The 15,978-nt window shown below is 62.2% G+C and carries 13 protein-coding genes, 1 tRNA gene and 1 pseudogene; 5 read left to right on the forward strand and 10 right to left on the reverse strand.

The window, feature by feature from the left end; all coding sequences use genetic code 11:
- Together AC3WQN_RS20245 and AC3WQN_RS20250 are read left to right on the forward strand one after the other, a co-directional pair.
- Window positions 1-216 (forward strand): annotated as a pseudogene (locus AC3WQN_RS20245) (DUF6708 domain-containing protein); the annotation flags it as partial.
- On the forward strand, window positions 213-737 hold the full coding sequence (locus AC3WQN_RS20250; RefSeq protein WP_146038389.1) for a DUF6708 domain-containing protein: 525 nt from the start codon (window positions 213-215) through the stop codon (window positions 735-737). The pseudogene AC3WQN_RS20245 and the gene AC3WQN_RS20250, both read left to right, overlap by 4 nt.
- A 98-nt stretch (window positions 738-835) precedes the next feature.
- Here AC3WQN_RS20250 and AC3WQN_RS20255 read toward each other — a convergent pair whose 3' ends face one another.
- The 3 genes from AC3WQN_RS20255 to AC3WQN_RS20265 all read right to left on the reverse strand — a co-directional run bounded on the left by AC3WQN_RS20255 (window position 836) and on the right by AC3WQN_RS20265 (window position 5,270).
- Window positions 836-2,719, reverse strand: coding sequence for a feruloyl-CoA synthase (locus tag AC3WQN_RS20255; RefSeq protein WP_103401606.1), 1,884 nt, complete (start codon window positions 2,717-2,719; stop codon window positions 836-838).
- A gap of 158 nt (window positions 2,720-2,877) precedes the next feature.
- Window positions 2,878-4,326, reverse strand: a complete 1,449-nt coding sequence (locus tag AC3WQN_RS20260; RefSeq protein WP_103401604.1) for an aldehyde dehydrogenase — start codon at window positions 4,324-4,326, stop codon at window positions 2,878-2,880.
- 113 nt (window positions 4,327-4,439) lie between these two features.
- A complete protein-coding gene (locus tag AC3WQN_RS20265) occupies window positions 4,440-5,270 on the reverse strand; it encodes a p-hydroxycinnamoyl CoA hydratase/lyase (RefSeq protein WP_103401603.1) in 831 nt (276 codons plus the stop codon).
- Window positions 5,271-5,484: 214 nt separating this feature from the next.
- Between AC3WQN_RS20265 and AC3WQN_RS20270 the strand changes: the two genes are divergently transcribed.
- The gene (locus tag AC3WQN_RS20270) at window positions 5,485-5,973 is read left to right on the forward strand and encodes a MarR family winged helix-turn-helix transcriptional regulator (RefSeq protein ID WP_103401602.1); all 489 of its coding nucleotides are present in this window, start codon (window positions 5,485-5,487) and stop codon (window positions 5,971-5,973) included.
- Between the two features lie 66 nt (window positions 5,974-6,039).
- Here the strand turns inward: AC3WQN_RS20270 and AC3WQN_RS20275 are convergent, their stop codons facing one another.
- Window positions 6,040-7,350 (reverse strand): OprD family porin, encoded by a 1,311-nt coding sequence (locus AC3WQN_RS20275; protein WP_103401601.1) that lies wholly within the window; start codon window positions 7,348-7,350, stop codon window positions 6,040-6,042.
- A 332-nt stretch (window positions 7,351-7,682) separates the two neighbouring features.
- On the opposite strand from AC3WQN_RS20275, the gene mhpT reads away from it, so the two are divergent.
- On the forward strand, window positions 7,683-8,903 hold the full coding sequence (gene mhpT, locus AC3WQN_RS20280; RefSeq protein ID WP_103401600.1) for a 3-(3-hydroxy-phenyl)propionate transporter MhpT: 1,221 nt from the start codon (window positions 7,683-7,685) through the stop codon (window positions 8,901-8,903).
- 345 nt (window positions 8,904-9,248) lie between these two features.
- Window positions 9,249-10,988, forward strand: coding sequence for a dipeptidase (locus AC3WQN_RS20285; protein ID WP_103401599.1), 1,740 nt, complete (start codon window positions 9,249-9,251; stop codon window positions 10,986-10,988).
- A gap of 158 nt (window positions 10,989-11,146) precedes the next feature.
- Here the strand turns inward: AC3WQN_RS20285 and AC3WQN_RS20290 are convergent.
- From AC3WQN_RS20290 to AC3WQN_RS20315, 6 genes are all read right to left on the reverse strand, one after another.
- Window positions 11,147-11,222 (reverse strand) — tRNA-Gly (locus tag AC3WQN_RS20290).
- Between the two features lie 63 nt (window positions 11,223-11,285).
- A complete protein-coding gene (pgsA, locus tag AC3WQN_RS20295; protein ID WP_095079609.1) occupies window positions 11,286-11,846 on the reverse strand; it encodes a CDP-diacylglycerol--glycerol-3-phosphate 3-phosphatidyltransferase in 561 nt (186 codons plus the stop codon).
- A 32-nt stretch (window positions 11,847-11,878) separates the two neighbouring features.
- Window positions 11,879-13,702 carry an excinuclease ABC subunit UvrC gene (gene uvrC / locus AC3WQN_RS20300; RefSeq protein WP_103401598.1) on the reverse strand — a complete coding sequence of 608 codons (1,824 nt, stop codon included), beginning with the start codon at window positions 13,700-13,702 and terminating at the stop codon, window positions 11,879-11,881.
- A gap of 2 nt (window positions 13,703-13,704) precedes the next feature.
- The gene (gene gacA / locus AC3WQN_RS20305) at window positions 13,705-14,346 is read right to left on the reverse strand and encodes a response regulator transcription factor GacA (RefSeq protein ID WP_071555134.1); all 642 of its coding nucleotides are present in this window, start codon (window positions 14,344-14,346) and stop codon (window positions 13,705-13,707) included.
- 136 nt (window positions 14,347-14,482) lie between these two features.
- Entirely contained in the window at window positions 14,483-14,848 is a 366-nt protein-coding gene (locus AC3WQN_RS20310) for a GNAT family N-acetyltransferase (protein WP_103401597.1), read from the reverse strand.
- 79 nt (window positions 14,849-14,927) lie between these two features.
- Window positions 14,928-15,686, reverse strand: a complete 759-nt coding sequence (locus tag AC3WQN_RS20315; RefSeq protein WP_103401596.1) for a carbon-nitrogen hydrolase family protein — start codon at window positions 15,684-15,686, stop codon at window positions 14,928-14,930.
- Window positions 15,687-15,978: the final 292 nt, after the last annotated feature.

The following is a 15,978-nucleotide window of genomic DNA, read 5'->3' on the forward strand; positions in this document are numbered from 1 at the left end:
GATCGCTTTCTATTCGCCCACGAAATCCAGCAAGGCGAGATGTACTGGGCCATGGCCCAGCTCTTCATGCAGCAAGGCCCGCATGCCCTGCCGACCTTCCCCTACCCGCCCCGCGACTGGAACAACGAGGACGTGAGTTTCAACCTCGCCCGACGCCTCGCCCCCAAAGTGATGTGGCCTGCTGAGATGGACCTGGAGTCACGGACGGCGCCATGAGCGAGCGAATGGCGCTGGACTGGGACAAGACCGACGTCTGCATCAACCCCGACATGTCCGAACTGGACGGCACCGGTGGGTTTGTCCTGCTGGGCTGGGAAAAGGAATACCACGCGGTGTCTGACGCCGACGGCAATCCCAAGGACGATTTCGAGATGACCCTCGTTGGCAAGCCGACCCGCAATGCCTCTGAGTTACTGGCCTTCTGGGAGTACATCCGGCGCTACATGGAAGACGGCCCCGAGGCCGCGCCCGCGCCTGAACGGTTACTGCCCAGGTTTCCCTGGCCTTGGCACTCCCTCAGCGCTGTCTGGCGCCTGGACACTGGCGTTATCAAGACGCCGGCCTTGTGGATTTTCATACCGGTCCACCTGCTGTTACTCCCGCTGATCCTGATTCATGCCTGCGCGCATTGGGTGTCACTGTTGCTGTGCTATGAACCGCGGTTTCCTCGCGCCATTGCTAATGCCGGAGTACACGCGTCGACAACCGATCAAGTGAAAAACAATGAGAATTACTGAGCTCCGCCCAATCGCGCGAGTAGCCGTATTGATCAACACCTACGGCACTCAACTGCCTGAGTGGGGCCAGGACACCGCAGTGCCCTGCCCCACGCCGCTCACGACTGAGAACCGGCACGCAGGATGGAAGGCTCCTCGCCGCGATACAGCGCTTCGACCTTGTCGGCGCGCCACTGCAGCACCGCGCGCTGGTTGATCGAGCCCTTGTCGGTGATTTCACCGCGGTCGATGGAGGCCGGCTCGTCCAGCAGCGTGATCCACTCCAGGCGGCTGGCATTACCGTTGGCGTCGCGGTTGAGCCGTTGCAGCCACTCGGCGAACCACTGGCGCACCGGCGCGCTGGCCAGGACCTCGGCATCGCTGGCGTCCGGGGCCAGGCCGGACAGGCGTCGGCATTCGTACAGCCGCGGGAAGACCAGGGCCCCCAGGCACTCGCGGTCCGGCGCGGCCACCACCAGGTCCTGGACATAGGGCGAACCTTCAAGCACCGCGCGATTGCGCATCGGGCCGACGCTGACAAAGACCCCCGAGCTGAGCTTGAAGTCTTCGGCGATGCGCCCGTCGAACATCAACCCCAGTTGCGGATCACAGGCGTCGGCCAGTTTCAGCGCATCGCCGGAACAGTAGTAGCCCTGTTCGTCGAACACCTCGGCGGTCTGCTGCGGCGCACGCCAGTAGCCGGGCATGATATGCGGCCCGCGAAAGCGTCCTTCCAGCTTGCCGTCCACCGGCACCAGCCGCACCTCACAACCCGGGGCAGGCAGGCCGACATAGCCGGCCATGGACAGTGGCCCGGTGGTGAAGGTGCAGGACGGTGACGCCTCGGTCATGCCGAGCCCGGCCATCATGCGAATACGTTCGCCACAATGCTGCTCGGCGACCCGGTCCAGGCGATCCCAGATCCGCTGGGACAAACCGGCGGCGGCGAAAAAGAACAGCTTCATGCGCGCGAAGAAACGCTCGCGCAACTCGCCGTCCTGCTCCAGGGCGCTGACCAGTTCTTCCCAGCCCTTGGGCACGGTCAGGTAGGCGGTGGGCGAGATTTCCTTGAGGTTGCGCAGTGTCTCGGCAAACCCCTGGGCGGTGGGCTTGCCGTCGTCCAGGTAAAAGGTGCCACCGTTGTACAGCACGATGCCGACGTTGTGGCTGCCGCCGAAGGTGTGGTTCCACGGCAGCCAGTCCACCAGCACCGGAGGCTCTTCGCCGAACACCGGGAAAGTCTGCAACAGCATCTGCTGGTTGGCGCAGAGCATGCGCTGGGTGGTGACCACCGCCTTGGGCAGCTTGGTGGAGCCGGAGGTAAAGAGGAACTTGGCGATGCTGTCCGGGCCGGTGGCAGCAAACGCCGCTTCGGCTTCGCGGCCACCGGGGTGTTGCAGCAGACTGGCAAAGGGAGTCTGTCGCCGCCCCGCCACTTCGCCGCGAACGGTAATCAGCGGCGTCTCACTGGGCAACACTGCGCCGATCGCTCGCTGGTAGGCGGCGGCGTCGCTGACGAACACCAGCCCGGGCTGCAACAGATCGCAGACATGCCGCAACTTGGCGAAGTCTTGGGACAGCAACGAATAGGCCGGCGAAATCGGGCTATAGGGAATACCGGCATACATGGCGCCCAGCGCGATCTGCAGGTGTTCGATGTCATTGCCCGACAACAGCGCCAAGGGGCGCTCGGCTGACAGGCCGTAGCCCAGCAGGCTTTGGGCAATGGCGCGGACGCTGGCGAGCATCTCGGCGTAGCTGACCCGGCGCCAGTCACCCCCGGCCTGGCGCGCCGCGATAAAGGTCTGTTGCGGGCGAACTTGCGCCCAATGCAGCAGACGGTCCAGCAGGCGCCTGGGCAATTCGGCCAAGGGTTCCAGGGAACGCATGTGCAGGACGCCCTGCGCTTCGCTGACCTCGACCGCCGGATGGCCGATGGACACCTGGCGATAACGCGGTACGCGGGCCTCGGCCTGGGGTGGCGATCTGAATTCGGAACTCACGTGCTTGTCCTCCATCAAGGCACGTCTCCGGTCCGCTGCACAGCAGTTCGACCAGGTGCGTGGCAGCCGGTGGCTGCAGCCTTGTTATTGTTATGTCTGGCTGGCACGCGGGCGGCGAACGCTCGCAAGCGTTCGTCACCCGACGGTGCGACGGATGCTCAGATCGGGTAGTGCCGTGCACCGTTCTGCAAGGTGACCCAACGCAACTGGGTGAACTGCTCGATGGCCGCCTTGCCGCCAAAACTGCCGTAACCGCTGGACTTGACCCCGCCGAACGGCATGTGCGCCTCGTCGTGCACGGTCGGGCCGTTGATATGGCAGATGCCTGACTCGACCCGTTGGGCCAAGGCCAGGGCGCGGCTGGTGTCGCGACTGAAGATCGCCGCCGACAGGCCGAACTCGGAATCGTTGGCCAGGCGCAGAAGTTCTTCATCGCCCTCGGCTCGTAGCACTACGGCCACCGGGCCGAAGGACTCCTCGTGGTACAGGCGCATGGCAGCCGTGACGCCATCGAGCAAGGTCGGTTGCATAATGCTGCCTTCCAACTGGCCGCCCGTGACCAGGGTGGCGCCCTTGTCGAGGGCATCGTCGATCAACCCCTTGATGCGCTCGCCGGCGCTGGCGTCCACCAGGGAACCGAGGACTGAATCCCCGGCATCCGGGTTGCCCGCCGGCAAGGTGGCGATCTTCTCCGCCAGCCGGGCGACAAAGGCATCGGCCACCTGGGTGTCGACGATCAGGCGCTCGGTGGACATGCAGATCTGCCCCTGGTTGAAGTAGGCGCCAAAGGCAGCGGCTTGCACCGCAGCCTCCAGATCAGCGTCGTCCAGCACCAGGAACGGCGCTTTTCCGCCCAGCTCCAGCAAGGCCGGCTTGAGATGCCGCGCCGACAGTTCACCGACGATGCGCCCGACATGGGTCGAGCCGGTGAAGTTGACCCGACGCACCGCCGGGTTGGCGATCAACCGCTCGACTATGGCCGCGGCATCCGCGGGCGCGTTGCTGATGACGTTGACCACGCCATCGCCCAGGCCCGCGTCCTGCAATACCTGGCCGATCAGCCGGTGCACCGCCGGGCTCAGTTCCGAGGCCTTGAGTACCACGGTGTTGCCGCAGGCCAACGGCATGGCGATGGCACGGGTGGCGAGGATCACCGGCGCATTCCACGGCGCGATACCCAGCACCACGCCACAAGGCTGCCGCAGGGCCATGGCGAAACTGCCGGGGACATCGGACGCAATGACCTCGCCGTTGATCTGGGTGGTCAGGGAGGCGGCTTCGCGCAACAGGTTGGCCGCCAGGTGCACGTTGAAGCCGTACCAGTTGGCCATGGCGCCGGTCTCGCCGGCCGCCGCGATGAACTCCGCGCTGCGGGCCTGCAGCTGTTCGGCCGCACGCAGCAGCCGGGTGCGTCGTTCATTGGGGGCCAGGGCCGCCCAGGCCGGAAACGCCGCCTTGGCCGCGGCCACGGCGGCATCGGCATCTTCCAGGGTGGCGGCGGCCACCCGCGACACGACTTCACCGGTCACCGGATTACGCCGGTCGAAGGTTCGACCGTCACGGGCGGGGCACGACTGGCCGCCAATCAGCAGGGGCACGTCCAGCATGGGAATTCCTCTTTATTGTCTTTGTCGGGAATACGTTCGAGGGGAGCACCGGGGCCAAGCGCTGACGGGCGTTCGATCACCCGGCCAGCCTGCCCTCCGTGCACCGCCGGGGGTCAGCGTTTGTACGTCTGCAAACCAGGCTTGATGCTCTTGTCGTCGAGGAACTGCTTCATGCCCTGTTCGCGACCGCCTTCGGTGTCCAGCAGGCGCGACTGGTCGAGCTTGGCGTAGAGGTAATCCTCGTTCTGCTCCCAGGTCAGTTCGCGGCAACGTTTGAAACCATGCTTGGCCGCTCGCAGCACCACCGGGTTTTTCTCCAGCAGGTTGCGCGCCAGTTCGAGGGTCACTTCGCGCAGTTGCGCCAGGGGCACGCTCTCATTGACCAGGCCCATCTCGGCGGCTTTCTGCCCGCCGAAGGTCTTGCCGGTCATGATGTAGTACAGCGACTGGCGATGCCCCACGGTGTCGGCCATGGCTTTGCTCACCAGGTTGCCCGGCGGGATGCCCCAGTTGATTTCCGAAAGGCCGAAGGTCGCCTCGTCGGCGCAGATCGCCAGGTCACAGGCCACCAGCGGGCTGAAACCGCCACCGAAGCACCAGCCGTTGACCATGGCGATGGTCGGCTTGGCGTACATGCGCAGCAGTTTCCATTGCCACTGAGAGGCTTCGCGACGGATTTTTTCCTGAAGGATTTCCGGACCGGCATCCACTTCGCGGAAGTATTCCTTGAGGTCCATGCCCGCAGTCCAGGCATCGCCGGCACCGGTGAGCACCAGCACGCCAGCGTCCGGATCCTGTTCCAGGGTTTCCAGAACGTCGATCATCTCGCGGTTCAGGGTCGGGCTCATGGCGTTGCGTTTTTCCGGGCGGTTGAGGATGACCCAGGCGATGCCTTCGTCGATTTCCACCTTGACCGTTGTCCAGCGACCTTCGTAGTTGCTCATGGCGATGCTCTCTCTTGTTCTGGGTTTGAAGATGAGCAAAAACTAAACCGGAGAATTAGTTATGTCAATTAACTATTAACAATTTTAACAAAGCATTTTCAACCCATGAACCGAGCCAGGAACCCGGATATATGACAATGCTCATGGCTATCCCCGGCCAAACTCGGCAAACTAGATAGTCTTCTTAACCGCCAGCCCGAGGATTGACCCTGTCATGGCCAAGTCTTCCACGATTGCCGCTGCCCCCCAGGCCCCGGCCGCCGCCACCGAAACCCAGGCGCCACTGGACGCCGCCCTGGACGACCTGATCGGCTACGCCATGCGCCGGGCACAGTTGAAACTGTTCCAGAACCTGATTGGCCGGCTCTCGGCCTACGACCTGCGGCCGGCACAATTCTCGGCCCTGGCGATCATCGAACAGCACCCGGGGCTGATGCAGGCTGACCTGGCCAAGGCGCTGGCCATCGAGCCGCCGCAAGTGGTGCCACTGCTCAACAAGCTGGAAGAACGGGCGCTGGCGGTGCGGGTGCGCTGCAAGCCGGACAAGCGCTCCTACGGGATCTTTCTCAGCAAGACCGGCGAGGCCCTGCTCAAGGAGCTGAAACAGATCGCCGCCCAGAGCGACCAGGAATCCACGTCCGCCCTCGACAGCCAGGAACGGGACGAACTGCTCAGGCTGCTGAGAAAGGTCTACCAGGCATAACCCAAAACGCCGGCACGCTCCCCACCGCGAGGAACGACCGGCGACAGCCCTCTGGGCAGGGCTCCCTTACCAGATCGGCACGCTGTACAGCACCTGGAAACGGGTCTGGTTTTCATCGCGGAACGCCGCGCCAGAGGGGAAGTCATTGCGATAGATCGACTTGCGCGCCAACAGCCCGAGGTTTTTCAGCGGACCACTCTGGATCACATATCCCAGCTCCATCTGGAACTCTCGCTCCTTGCGGTCGTCGGCATTCAGGGCCGCCAGTTCGATATGGTCACCGCGCACATAGCGCAGCCGGCTCTTGAGGCCAGGCACCCCGGCGGCGGCAAAGTCATAGTCGTAGATCGCCTGCCAAGTCCGCTCCTTGGCGTTGAGAAAGTCCGAACTCATGGTCAACTCGCTCATGCCCATCAACTCGGTGCCCGACACATAGGGCGTCGCCGTGTCACCACTGGCGTGCATGTAGCCCAGGCTCACTCGATGACCGCCCAGGCGATAGCCAAACAGCGCCGAAAGGTTCCGGTTATCGACCTTACCGGCCTTGGCACTGCCGTCTTCATCACTGAAGAAGCTGCGCAGGTCGCTGGTCAGTACGCCCTCGCCCACGGGCAGATTGTGCAGCAGGGCCAGGGTGTTCTGCTGGTACAGCTCGGCCACCTCGGCGTGATAGGCGCGCAGGCTGAGGTCCTCGTTCACCTGGTAATCGCCGCCGACATATGCCATGTGCGAAGTGGTGGCCGCGCCATTGAAACGCCGGTTCGGCGAAGCAATGCTCATCGCCTGGTAGTTGGTGGAATCACGCTTGTTGATGCGATCGATGTAGCCTGTGTTGAGGATCAGCCCATCGATGTCCCTGGAACTGAGGGTGGTGCCGCGAAACGTCTGCGGCAACAGCCGCGACGGGCTGGCAAAGGCGAACGGCAGGAAGATCGAGACATCGCCGGACTTCACCGTGGTCTGGGCAACGCGAAACTTGCCGGTCATGGCCAGGCGCGAGTACTCGTCCGCCGCACGCTTGTCGCTGCTGGACACCGGCAACAACTCGGTGCCACTGCGGTGTGGCGCGGAGTCCAGCTTGACCCCCAGCAATCCCCGGGCGTCCAGGCCGAAGCCGACTGTCCCGGGGGTGTACCCCGACTCCACATTCATGATGAACCCCTGGGCCCATTCCCGGGCCGCGGTTTTCGCCCCTTCGTCCTTGTACTCCCGATCCAGGTAGTAATTGCGCAGGGTCAGGGTGCCGTGACTGTCGTCCATGAAGCCCTCTGCCAGCGCCGGGCTGGCAATCACACTCAAGCCCAACATGGCCAGGCATGGTGCGCGAACAGGTAAGGCAGGGGTCGCCGCAAGGGCGTCCCGAGGGGGATTTGGCATGTTCGATGTCCACTCTTTGTTGTTGTTTTTTTAAGCGTGAGACCCGGGTTGTCCCGGGTGTCTGCGGCCAGAGAATGGAAACAGCCGAGGGCTGGCGTCAATCCGTAGCGACCGATAATCGAACATTAATATTGTTATCTATTTTAAAGACAAACCTGTCTATGAATGCCATCTAATTGATTTAAAAGTAATTTATATACTTTTTTAGGCATGACTCAGGATCGTTCATTTTTTAGTTGTATTTGTTAATCTTAATTCCAGCCCACCATCGCCTGATGCAGGCCTGCTTGCTTCACCTGTCAGCCCCAACAAAAACAATAATGAGGTTCGCCATGGACACCCCATCACGTCGCACGACGTTGACCATTGCCCTGTGTTTTATCGTTGCACTGATCGAAGGCTTCGACCTGCAAGCCGCCGGCACTGCCGCCGCGGGCCTGCGTCAGACCTTTGCCCTGGACCCGAAAATGATGGGCTGGGTGTTCAGTGCCGGCATCATCGGCCTGCTGCCCGGTGCGTTCTTCGGTGGCTGGATCGCCGATCGCATCGGCCGCAAGAAAATCCTGATCGGCGCCGTGCTGCTGTTCGGCGTGTTCTCCCTCAGCACCGCCTACGTCGGCAGCTTCTCCAGCCTGCTACTGGCGCGCTTCATGACCGGCCTGGGCCTGGGCGCCGCCCTGCCCAACCTGATCGCGCTGTGTGCCGAAGCCGTGGGCGAGCAACGTCGCGGCACCGCCATTAGCATCATGTATGCCGGCGTGCCGCTGGGGGGCGCCCTGGCAGCAGTGGTTGCCATGCTGTTCACCGATCACTGGCAGGCGACCTTCATCATCGGCGGCCTCGCGCCCTTGCTGGTGGTGCCACTGATGATCCTGCTGCTGCCCGAGTCCAGCGCCTTTCGCCTGCAACAAGGCAACGCCCGCGTGGCGCACACCTCGACCGGCCGGGCACTGTTCGGCGAAGGCCGGGCCCGCGTCACGCTAGCCTTGTGGCTGAGCTACTTCTTCACCTTAACGGTGATGTACATGCTGCTCAACTGGCTGCCGTCGCTGCTGCTGGAACAAGGTTTCACCAAACCCCAGGCCGGCCTGGTGCAGATGCTGTTCAACATCGGTGGCGCCCTCGGCTCGCTGCTCGGCGGGCTGCTGCTGGATCGCTGCAACGGCATCAAGGTGGTGCTGTTTATCTACGCCGGATTGCTGGCGGCGCTGACCGGGGTCGGCCTGTCGGTGGGCATCGTGCCCATGGGCATCGCCGGGTTTGCCGCGGGGCTGTTTGTGATGGCTGCGCAACTGGTGCTGTACGCCCTCGCACCGCCGTCCTACCCAACCCTGGTGCGCGCCACCGGCGTCGGCGCAGCCGTGGCCATCGGTCGCCTGGGCTCAGTGGCCGGCCCCTTGGCCGCGGGGCAGATCCTGGCGGCCGGGGCCGGCACCGCCGGGGTACTGCTGGCAACTTCGCCGGGGTTGGTGATTGCGGCCTTGACCATCATCAGCGTCATTGCCCGTACGGCACCGCTGACCGAGCCCGGGCTGACGACGGTCAAGCCCTGACACGGCCTGAAGCGCCGCGCGGCGAACACCGGGGTCGCTCCACGTCGCGCGATACCTTGCGGCGCTGAAGGACGACGCTCTAAAACGCCACTCGATCGAGTGGCGTTTTTGTGTATCGGGCACGGGAAGCGAGACTCGCCTCGAGTGACCCACCCGTTGGAACATCGGATTTCTCTTCTTCCCGAAGCAGGGACTTTTTCGTTTCTGCGTCGCTTTTGCATTTCTGTGCGACAGATCCCACTTCAGGGACTCCCGTATCGCTCCCTCGCGGTGTTAGTTTTGAAATGTTTTGTTTCATCGATCAGACATTTCTCACTCACTGCCTGCAAAGGAATGCCCCCAACAATGGATTTTTCACTCAAGCACCTGGCCGCGACCACACTGATGCTCGCCAGCCTGTCGTCGTTCACCACGTCAGCGCACGCCAACATCACCCCGCAACAGAGCGCGGCCATCCTCAAGACCTTCAGTGACGTATCGGTAACGGATTTCAGGCAGTTCCTGGAACGCCTGGCCAAGAGCGACCTGGCCAAAACCGACAGCCTCGGCCTGACAATCCGTGCCTTCCAGGGCAACAAGACCCTTTCCCCCGAACAGCAGAACGAGATCCATCGCCTGCTGGGCCTCTATGCACGGGTGAAGTACGGCACGGCTGCCACCCAGACCCTGCGCGAACTGGTGGCAATCCCGACCGTGCGCGTGGATGGCGTCGCCCAGCACGACAATCCCGAATTCATCAAGATCGCCGACAAGCTCAAGGGCCTCGCCCAGGCCTTCGACCTGAACTTTCGCAACGTCGACAACCGCGTCTATGAAATTTCCCTCGAAGGCGCCGGCGATGAAGTCGTGGGCATTCACGCCCATGCCGATGTGGTGCCCGTGACCCCGGAGAACTGGGTCCTGAAAGACGGCACCCGACTCGATCCGTTCAAGGTCACCCTGGTCGGCGACCGCATGTATGGCCGGGGCACCGAGGATGACAAGAACGGCATCGTGGTGACGCTCTACGCCATGAAAATCATCAAGGAAGAGAAGCTGCCGCTGGCTCGGAATTTCAAGCTGCTGGTCGACACCACCGAGGAAACCACCGGCGACGCCATCCCCTATTACTTCGAACGCAACCCGACACCCAACTACAACCTGGCGCTGGATGGCGGCTACCCGGTGGTGATTGCCGAGAAAGGCTACGGCACCGTCATGGCAAGCTTTGCCCGACGTACCGCAGAGGGTAAAGGCGCGGAAATCATCTCGATGACGGGCGGCCTGGCAACCAACCAGATTCCGTCGACGTCGATCGCCACCCTGGTGACTGACAAGCCCGCCGAACTGGCCGCCAGCCTGCAGCAGGCAGGTACTGATTATGTCCAGCGCAATGGCGGCAACTTCGAGGTGAGCGCCAAGGTCGTCGGCAAGGACGTCAAGCTCACGGTCACCGGCGTTTCCGCCCACTCCTCCGAGCCCGAGTCAGGCATCAACCCGGTGGCCAGGATGCTGGACTTCATCAACAGCCTCGACGGCAAGGTCGCGCTCAAGCACAACCACATTACCGACGCCGCCCGCTACGCCGCCGACAACTGGGGGCTGGACTACCTGGGCGGCAAATTGGGGGTCGGCTTTTCCGATGCCTTCATGGGGCCGCTGACCACGTCCCTGACCTATGTCGGGATGGATGACAACGCCTTCCAGCTCGCGGTCAACCTGCGCGTGCCGAAGGGCAAGTCCCCAGAAGCGCTCAAGACCGAAATCGCCGAAAAGCTTGGCGCCTGGAGCCAGAAGACCCACATCGCACCGGCCTTCGACTACTCGATCGCCGAGCCGATGTACCGCAACCCCAAGGGTGAATGGGTCAAGGCCCTGCTTACCGTGGCCAGCGAAAACCTTGGCATGGAACACACGTTCGGCACCTCTGCCGGCGCCACCTCGGTCCATGAGTTGCCCAACGGCGTGCAGTTCGGCCTGGCCATGCCTGACGTCAAATACACCGGCCACAACGACAACGAGTTCAAGACCGTCGAACAGTTCATGCTCGACCTGCAGATTGTGACCGAGATGATGGGTCGCATCGGACAGCTGCCGAAACTCTGATCCGCCTTTGGACCCGCTGTTGTGGCGGGTCCATCTCTTTGGTCGATTTGCTCTCGTCTAATACCTGGAGAACAGCGACAACTGAAATCAGCAGGCCGATGCCTACAAATCGCGCACAAACAAAAACGCCACTCTATTGAGTGGCGTTTTTGTGTATTTGGAGCGGGAAACGAGACTCGAACTCGCGACCCCGACCTTGGCAAGGTCGTGCTCTACCAACTGAGCTATTCCCGCGTCTTGGTGTGGCGTATTCTATAGAAAATAGATTACGCGTCAACCCCTTGATTCAAAAAACTTTTATTTCTTTTCCACATCGGTTTTCAGATGCGGCCAGGCGGCGCTCAGGTACTGCACCATGGACCACAAGGTCAGGCCTGCCGATACCATCAGCAAGAAATAGCCCACCAGTACCCAAAAACTGAAGTTCGACGGGTTGGCCAGCAGGATCACCAGCGCCAGCATTTGCGCGGCGGTTTTCCATTTGCCCAGGTTCGACACGGCGACCTGTGCCCGTGCACCCAGCTCGGCCATCCACTCCCTCAGGGCGGAGATGACGATTTCGCGACCAATGATGACGGCTGCGGGGAGTGTCAGCCACAGGTTGGCATGTTCCTGTACCAGCAGCACCAAGGCCACGGCGACCATCAGCTTGTCTGCCACCGGGTCGAGAAACGCCCCGAACGGTGTGCTCTGCTCCAGCCGACGGGCCAGATAACCGTCCAGCCAGTCGGTCGCGGCAGCAAATGCGAAGACTGAACTCGAGGCGATGTAGCTCCAGTGATACGGCAAATAGAACAGCAGAATGAAGATCGGGATAAGCAGGACGCGCAGAACGGTGATCAGATTAGGGATATTCATCGGCACAACTGGCTACGAGGTGAGTTGGCATTCTACTCGCTGTGCAGGTTTGCATAAATCAACTCTGCAAGCTTTTTACTGATCCCCGGTGCTTTGGCGATCTCGTCGATGCTTGCACGAGACAGCTCCTGCAATCCACCAAAATGTTTCAACAGGTCCCGGCGCCGGGTCGGCCCCACTCCCGCGACCCCTTCCAGCGTTGAGGTTCGGCGGGTTTTCCCGCGTCGCGCCCGGTGCCCGGTGATCGCAAAGCGGTGGGCTTCGTCGCGGATCTGCTGGATAAGATGCAACGCCGGCGAATCCCCGCGCAAGGTAAATTCGTGGGCGGCGTCATTCAGGTAGAGCGTTTCGAATCCGGCCTTGCGGGTGGCACCCTTGGCCACGCCCAGCAGAATCAGGTCGGGAACGGCCAGTTCATTGAGCACATCGCGGGCCATCGACAACTGGCCCTTGCCGCCGTCCACCAGCAAAATGTCCGGCAACTTACCCTCGCCGTCCTTGAGCTTGCTGAAGCGTCGGGTCAGCGCCTGGTGCATCGCCGCGTAATCGTCCCCCGGCGTGACGCCTTCAATGTTGTAGCGACGGTAGTCGGACTTCAACGGCCCTTCCGGCCCGAACACCACGCAGGAAGCCACTGTCGCTTCACCGCTGGAGTGACTGATGTCATAGCACTCCAGCCGCTGGGGCGGTTCATCCAGGTCGAGCACTTGCGCCAGGGCCTCGAACCGTTCGGCCACATGCTGACGATTGGCCAAGCGTGCGCCCAGGGCCTGCTCGGCATTGGTCACCGCCAACTGCTGCCAGCGTGCCCGGGTACCGCGCACCCTGTGGCTGATGGTCAATTCGCGACCGCGCAACCCATGAATGGCCTCGATCAGGGCCGGGAAGTCGTCATGGACCACGTTGACGATCAGCTCGCTCGGCAAGTCCCGCTCGGGACTGGTGATGTAATACTGTCCAAGAAACGCCGCCATGACCTCGGCCACGTCTTCTTCAATACCCACCTGCGGGAAGAAGTTCTTGCTGCCCAGTACGCGGCCACCGCGCACACTGATCAGGTGCACGCAGGCTCCCCCCGGGTTGGTGAACGCCGCCACCACGTCGACGTCGCCCGTACCGCCTTCCATGCTCTGCTGGTCCTGCACCCGGCGCAGCAAGGCGATCTGGTCACGCAGTTCGGCCGCCCGCTCGAAGTCCAGGGTACTGGCCGCCTGCTCCATCCCCGCCGACAGTTCGTCCGCGAGCGCGTTGCTGCGGCCCTCGAGGAACATCACCGAGTGCCGCACATCCTCGGCATAGTCTTCGGGCGTCACCAGGCCGACACAAGGCGCCTTGCAGCGCTTGATCTGATACTGCAGGCAAGGCCGCGTGCGGTTCTTGTAGTAGCTGTCTTCGCACTGGCGAACGAAGAAGGTCTTTTGCAGCAGGCTGAGGCTTTCACGAATGGCCCCCGCGCTGGGGTAAGGTCCGAAATACTTGCCCTTGGCCTTTTTCGCCCCGCGATGAATGCTCAGGCGCGGAAATGCGCCATCCGACAGGAAGACATAGGGGTAGGACTTGTCGTCCCGCAGCAGGATGTTATAGGGCGGCCGCCATTCCTTGATCAGCGTCTGCTCGAGCAGCAGCGCTTCGGTTTCATTGGCGGTGATGGTGGTTTCGACCTGGGCGATACGGCCAACCAGGGCGGCGGTCTTGGGCGCCAGGCCGGTCTTGCGGAAGTAACTCGCCAGGCGCTTCTTCAGGTTCTTGGCTTTGCCCACGTAGAGCAGGCGCGCATCGCTGTCGAACATGCGATACACACCCGGGCGCCCACTGCAGGTCGAGAGAAAGGCGCTGGGATCAAACGATTCGGTCATTGTCAGAGGCTGGCGTCGACCATGCCGTGACGCACCGCCAACAGTGTCAGCTCAACATCACTGCTGATCGAAAGCTTTTCGAAAATGCGATAGCGATAGGTGTTCACGGTCTTGGGTGACAGGCAAAGTTTGTCGGAAATGATCTGGACCTTCTGGCAGCCGACAATCATCAGGGCGATCTGGATTTCCCGCTCCGACAGCGCATCGAAGGGCGAATCATTGCTGGGTTGGAACGACTTGATGGCCAGTTGCTGGGCAATCTGCGGGCTGATGTAGCGCTGGCCGGCGAATACCAGGCGAATCGCCTGCACCATTTCATTGAGACCGGCGCCCTTGGTCAGGTAACCCGCCGCGCCGGCTTGCAACAGCCGCGTAGGAAAAGGGTCTTCCTCGCACACGGTCACCGCCACGACCTTGATGTCCGGATGGCTGCGCAACAGCTTGCGGGTGGCTTCAAGGCCACCGATGCCTGGCATCTTGACGTCCATCAGGACCACATCGGGTTTCAGTTCACGCGCCTTGAGCAGGGATTCTTCCCCTGACTCCGCCTGGCCGACTACTTGCAGGCCATCGATGTCAGCCAGCATTCGTGTAATACCTGTACGAACGAGATCATGGTCATCGACTACTAGCACCCTAATCAAGCAGACACCCCGCGATATGTTCTTATTGATTGCCGAACACCTTAGCAAAAAGGATCAGCCAGACCTAGCAGCAAGCTGTTATTTAAACAGTTTCAATACATCTTGGAAGGCTTGAGTTAAGGGCCTTGCAGACAACTCAGCGGGCACATCGGCGCTCCATCCTCAGGAAGCAGGCGTCCCGCCCGACTTGCTGCAGTCCCAGGCGCAGGTAAAGCGCCTGCGCCGGGTTGTCCTCGAACACCGTCAGGCGCAGCGCTGGATGGGACTCCTGGCAAGCCCTGGAGAAAACCTGACCAAGCGCCCAGGTACCGATACCCTGCCCGCGCGAGGCCTCGACAACGTGCAACTCGCGGATGTACAGCGCCTTCGAATCGCGACTCAGGCTGACAAACCCCAGCACCGCTGAATCCTGGCAAATCAGCCAGTTTTCCCGGCCGGCCCAGGCGACATCGAAGGCTTCATCGAGCCAAAGCAGGTCGTGACGGATGTAATAGGCAAGCATGGACCGCCGCGCCAGGTCTCGCGCAAAAGGCACATGCTGCGCCGTGGCCAACCGCAGCGCCAGCCCCTCTACCGCCCGCTCAGGCACCTTGCAACGGAACCACCGCCCCGCTCCACAGACCCGCCGTTCGGCGCGCAATCACCAATGACTCGCCGACACCCGGGTCCGCCGCGATCAGCGAACCGTCCGCCGCCCAGATGGCGCTGCGCCCCGCCGACTCCCAGCCACCGGTTGCACCGCCATGATTGGCCATCAGCACCACCATCGAATGTTCGACCGCATAGCCCTGGAGCTGCGCGGCATCCGCTGCATAGCCACCCGGGGTGATCAGCACCCCGGCGGCGTAAATGTTCGCACCGTTGTTCGCCGCCTCGGCGGCATGACTGGCATGGGGAAAATCGGCACAGACCGCCAGCGCGACCCGATCGTCAGCCATGGTCAGCAGCGAGCCACCCGAGCCGGGCGCAAACGCCACTTCTTCGCCGGGGTGCAAATGCTGCTTGCTGTAGACCCCCAGGGAGCCATCGGCCGCCAGCACCAGCGCACCGATCAGTACCGGCCCATCGGCCTTCAACCGGATCGGCATGCCGACCACCGCCGTCACCCCCACTTCCCGCGCCAGATCGCGCAGCGGTTGCAACACCGTGGAGTGCGGGGCGATCGCCAGTTCCGCCGCCAGCCCGCGCTCGTAGCCGGTCAGTGACAATTCGGGAAACACCAACAGTTGCACGCCGTGCTCGGCAGCGGCCTGGATCATGTGTTGATGCCGCGCAATATTGGCCTGGAGATCTCCGGCCATGGAGATCGATTGAGCTGCGGCGATAGTCAGCGTTGTCATCCCTGCTTTCCCTGAAAGAGTGTCACGTGGCAAACCCGAAGTCTGTCACAAAGCGTTGCGCGACTTAAGCCATAGCGACAGGACGTTGGGTCGATAGTAATTTCTGATTGAATCTGCGTGCCCGCCTCAAGTAAGCTCGGCGCATTCATCGGAGACAGATCATGTTGCATTCCCCTTCACAGCTTCATCTCGCCAGCGCCCAGCGCTCGGTTGCGGCTGCCCGGGTGAATCACGCCTGTGCGCCGGCAAGCTTTTATTTTGGGTATTGGTTTAGCCGCTGGCGCGCCTGATA

It is taken from the genome of Pseudomonas sp. FW300-N1A1 (assembly GCF_058789115.1).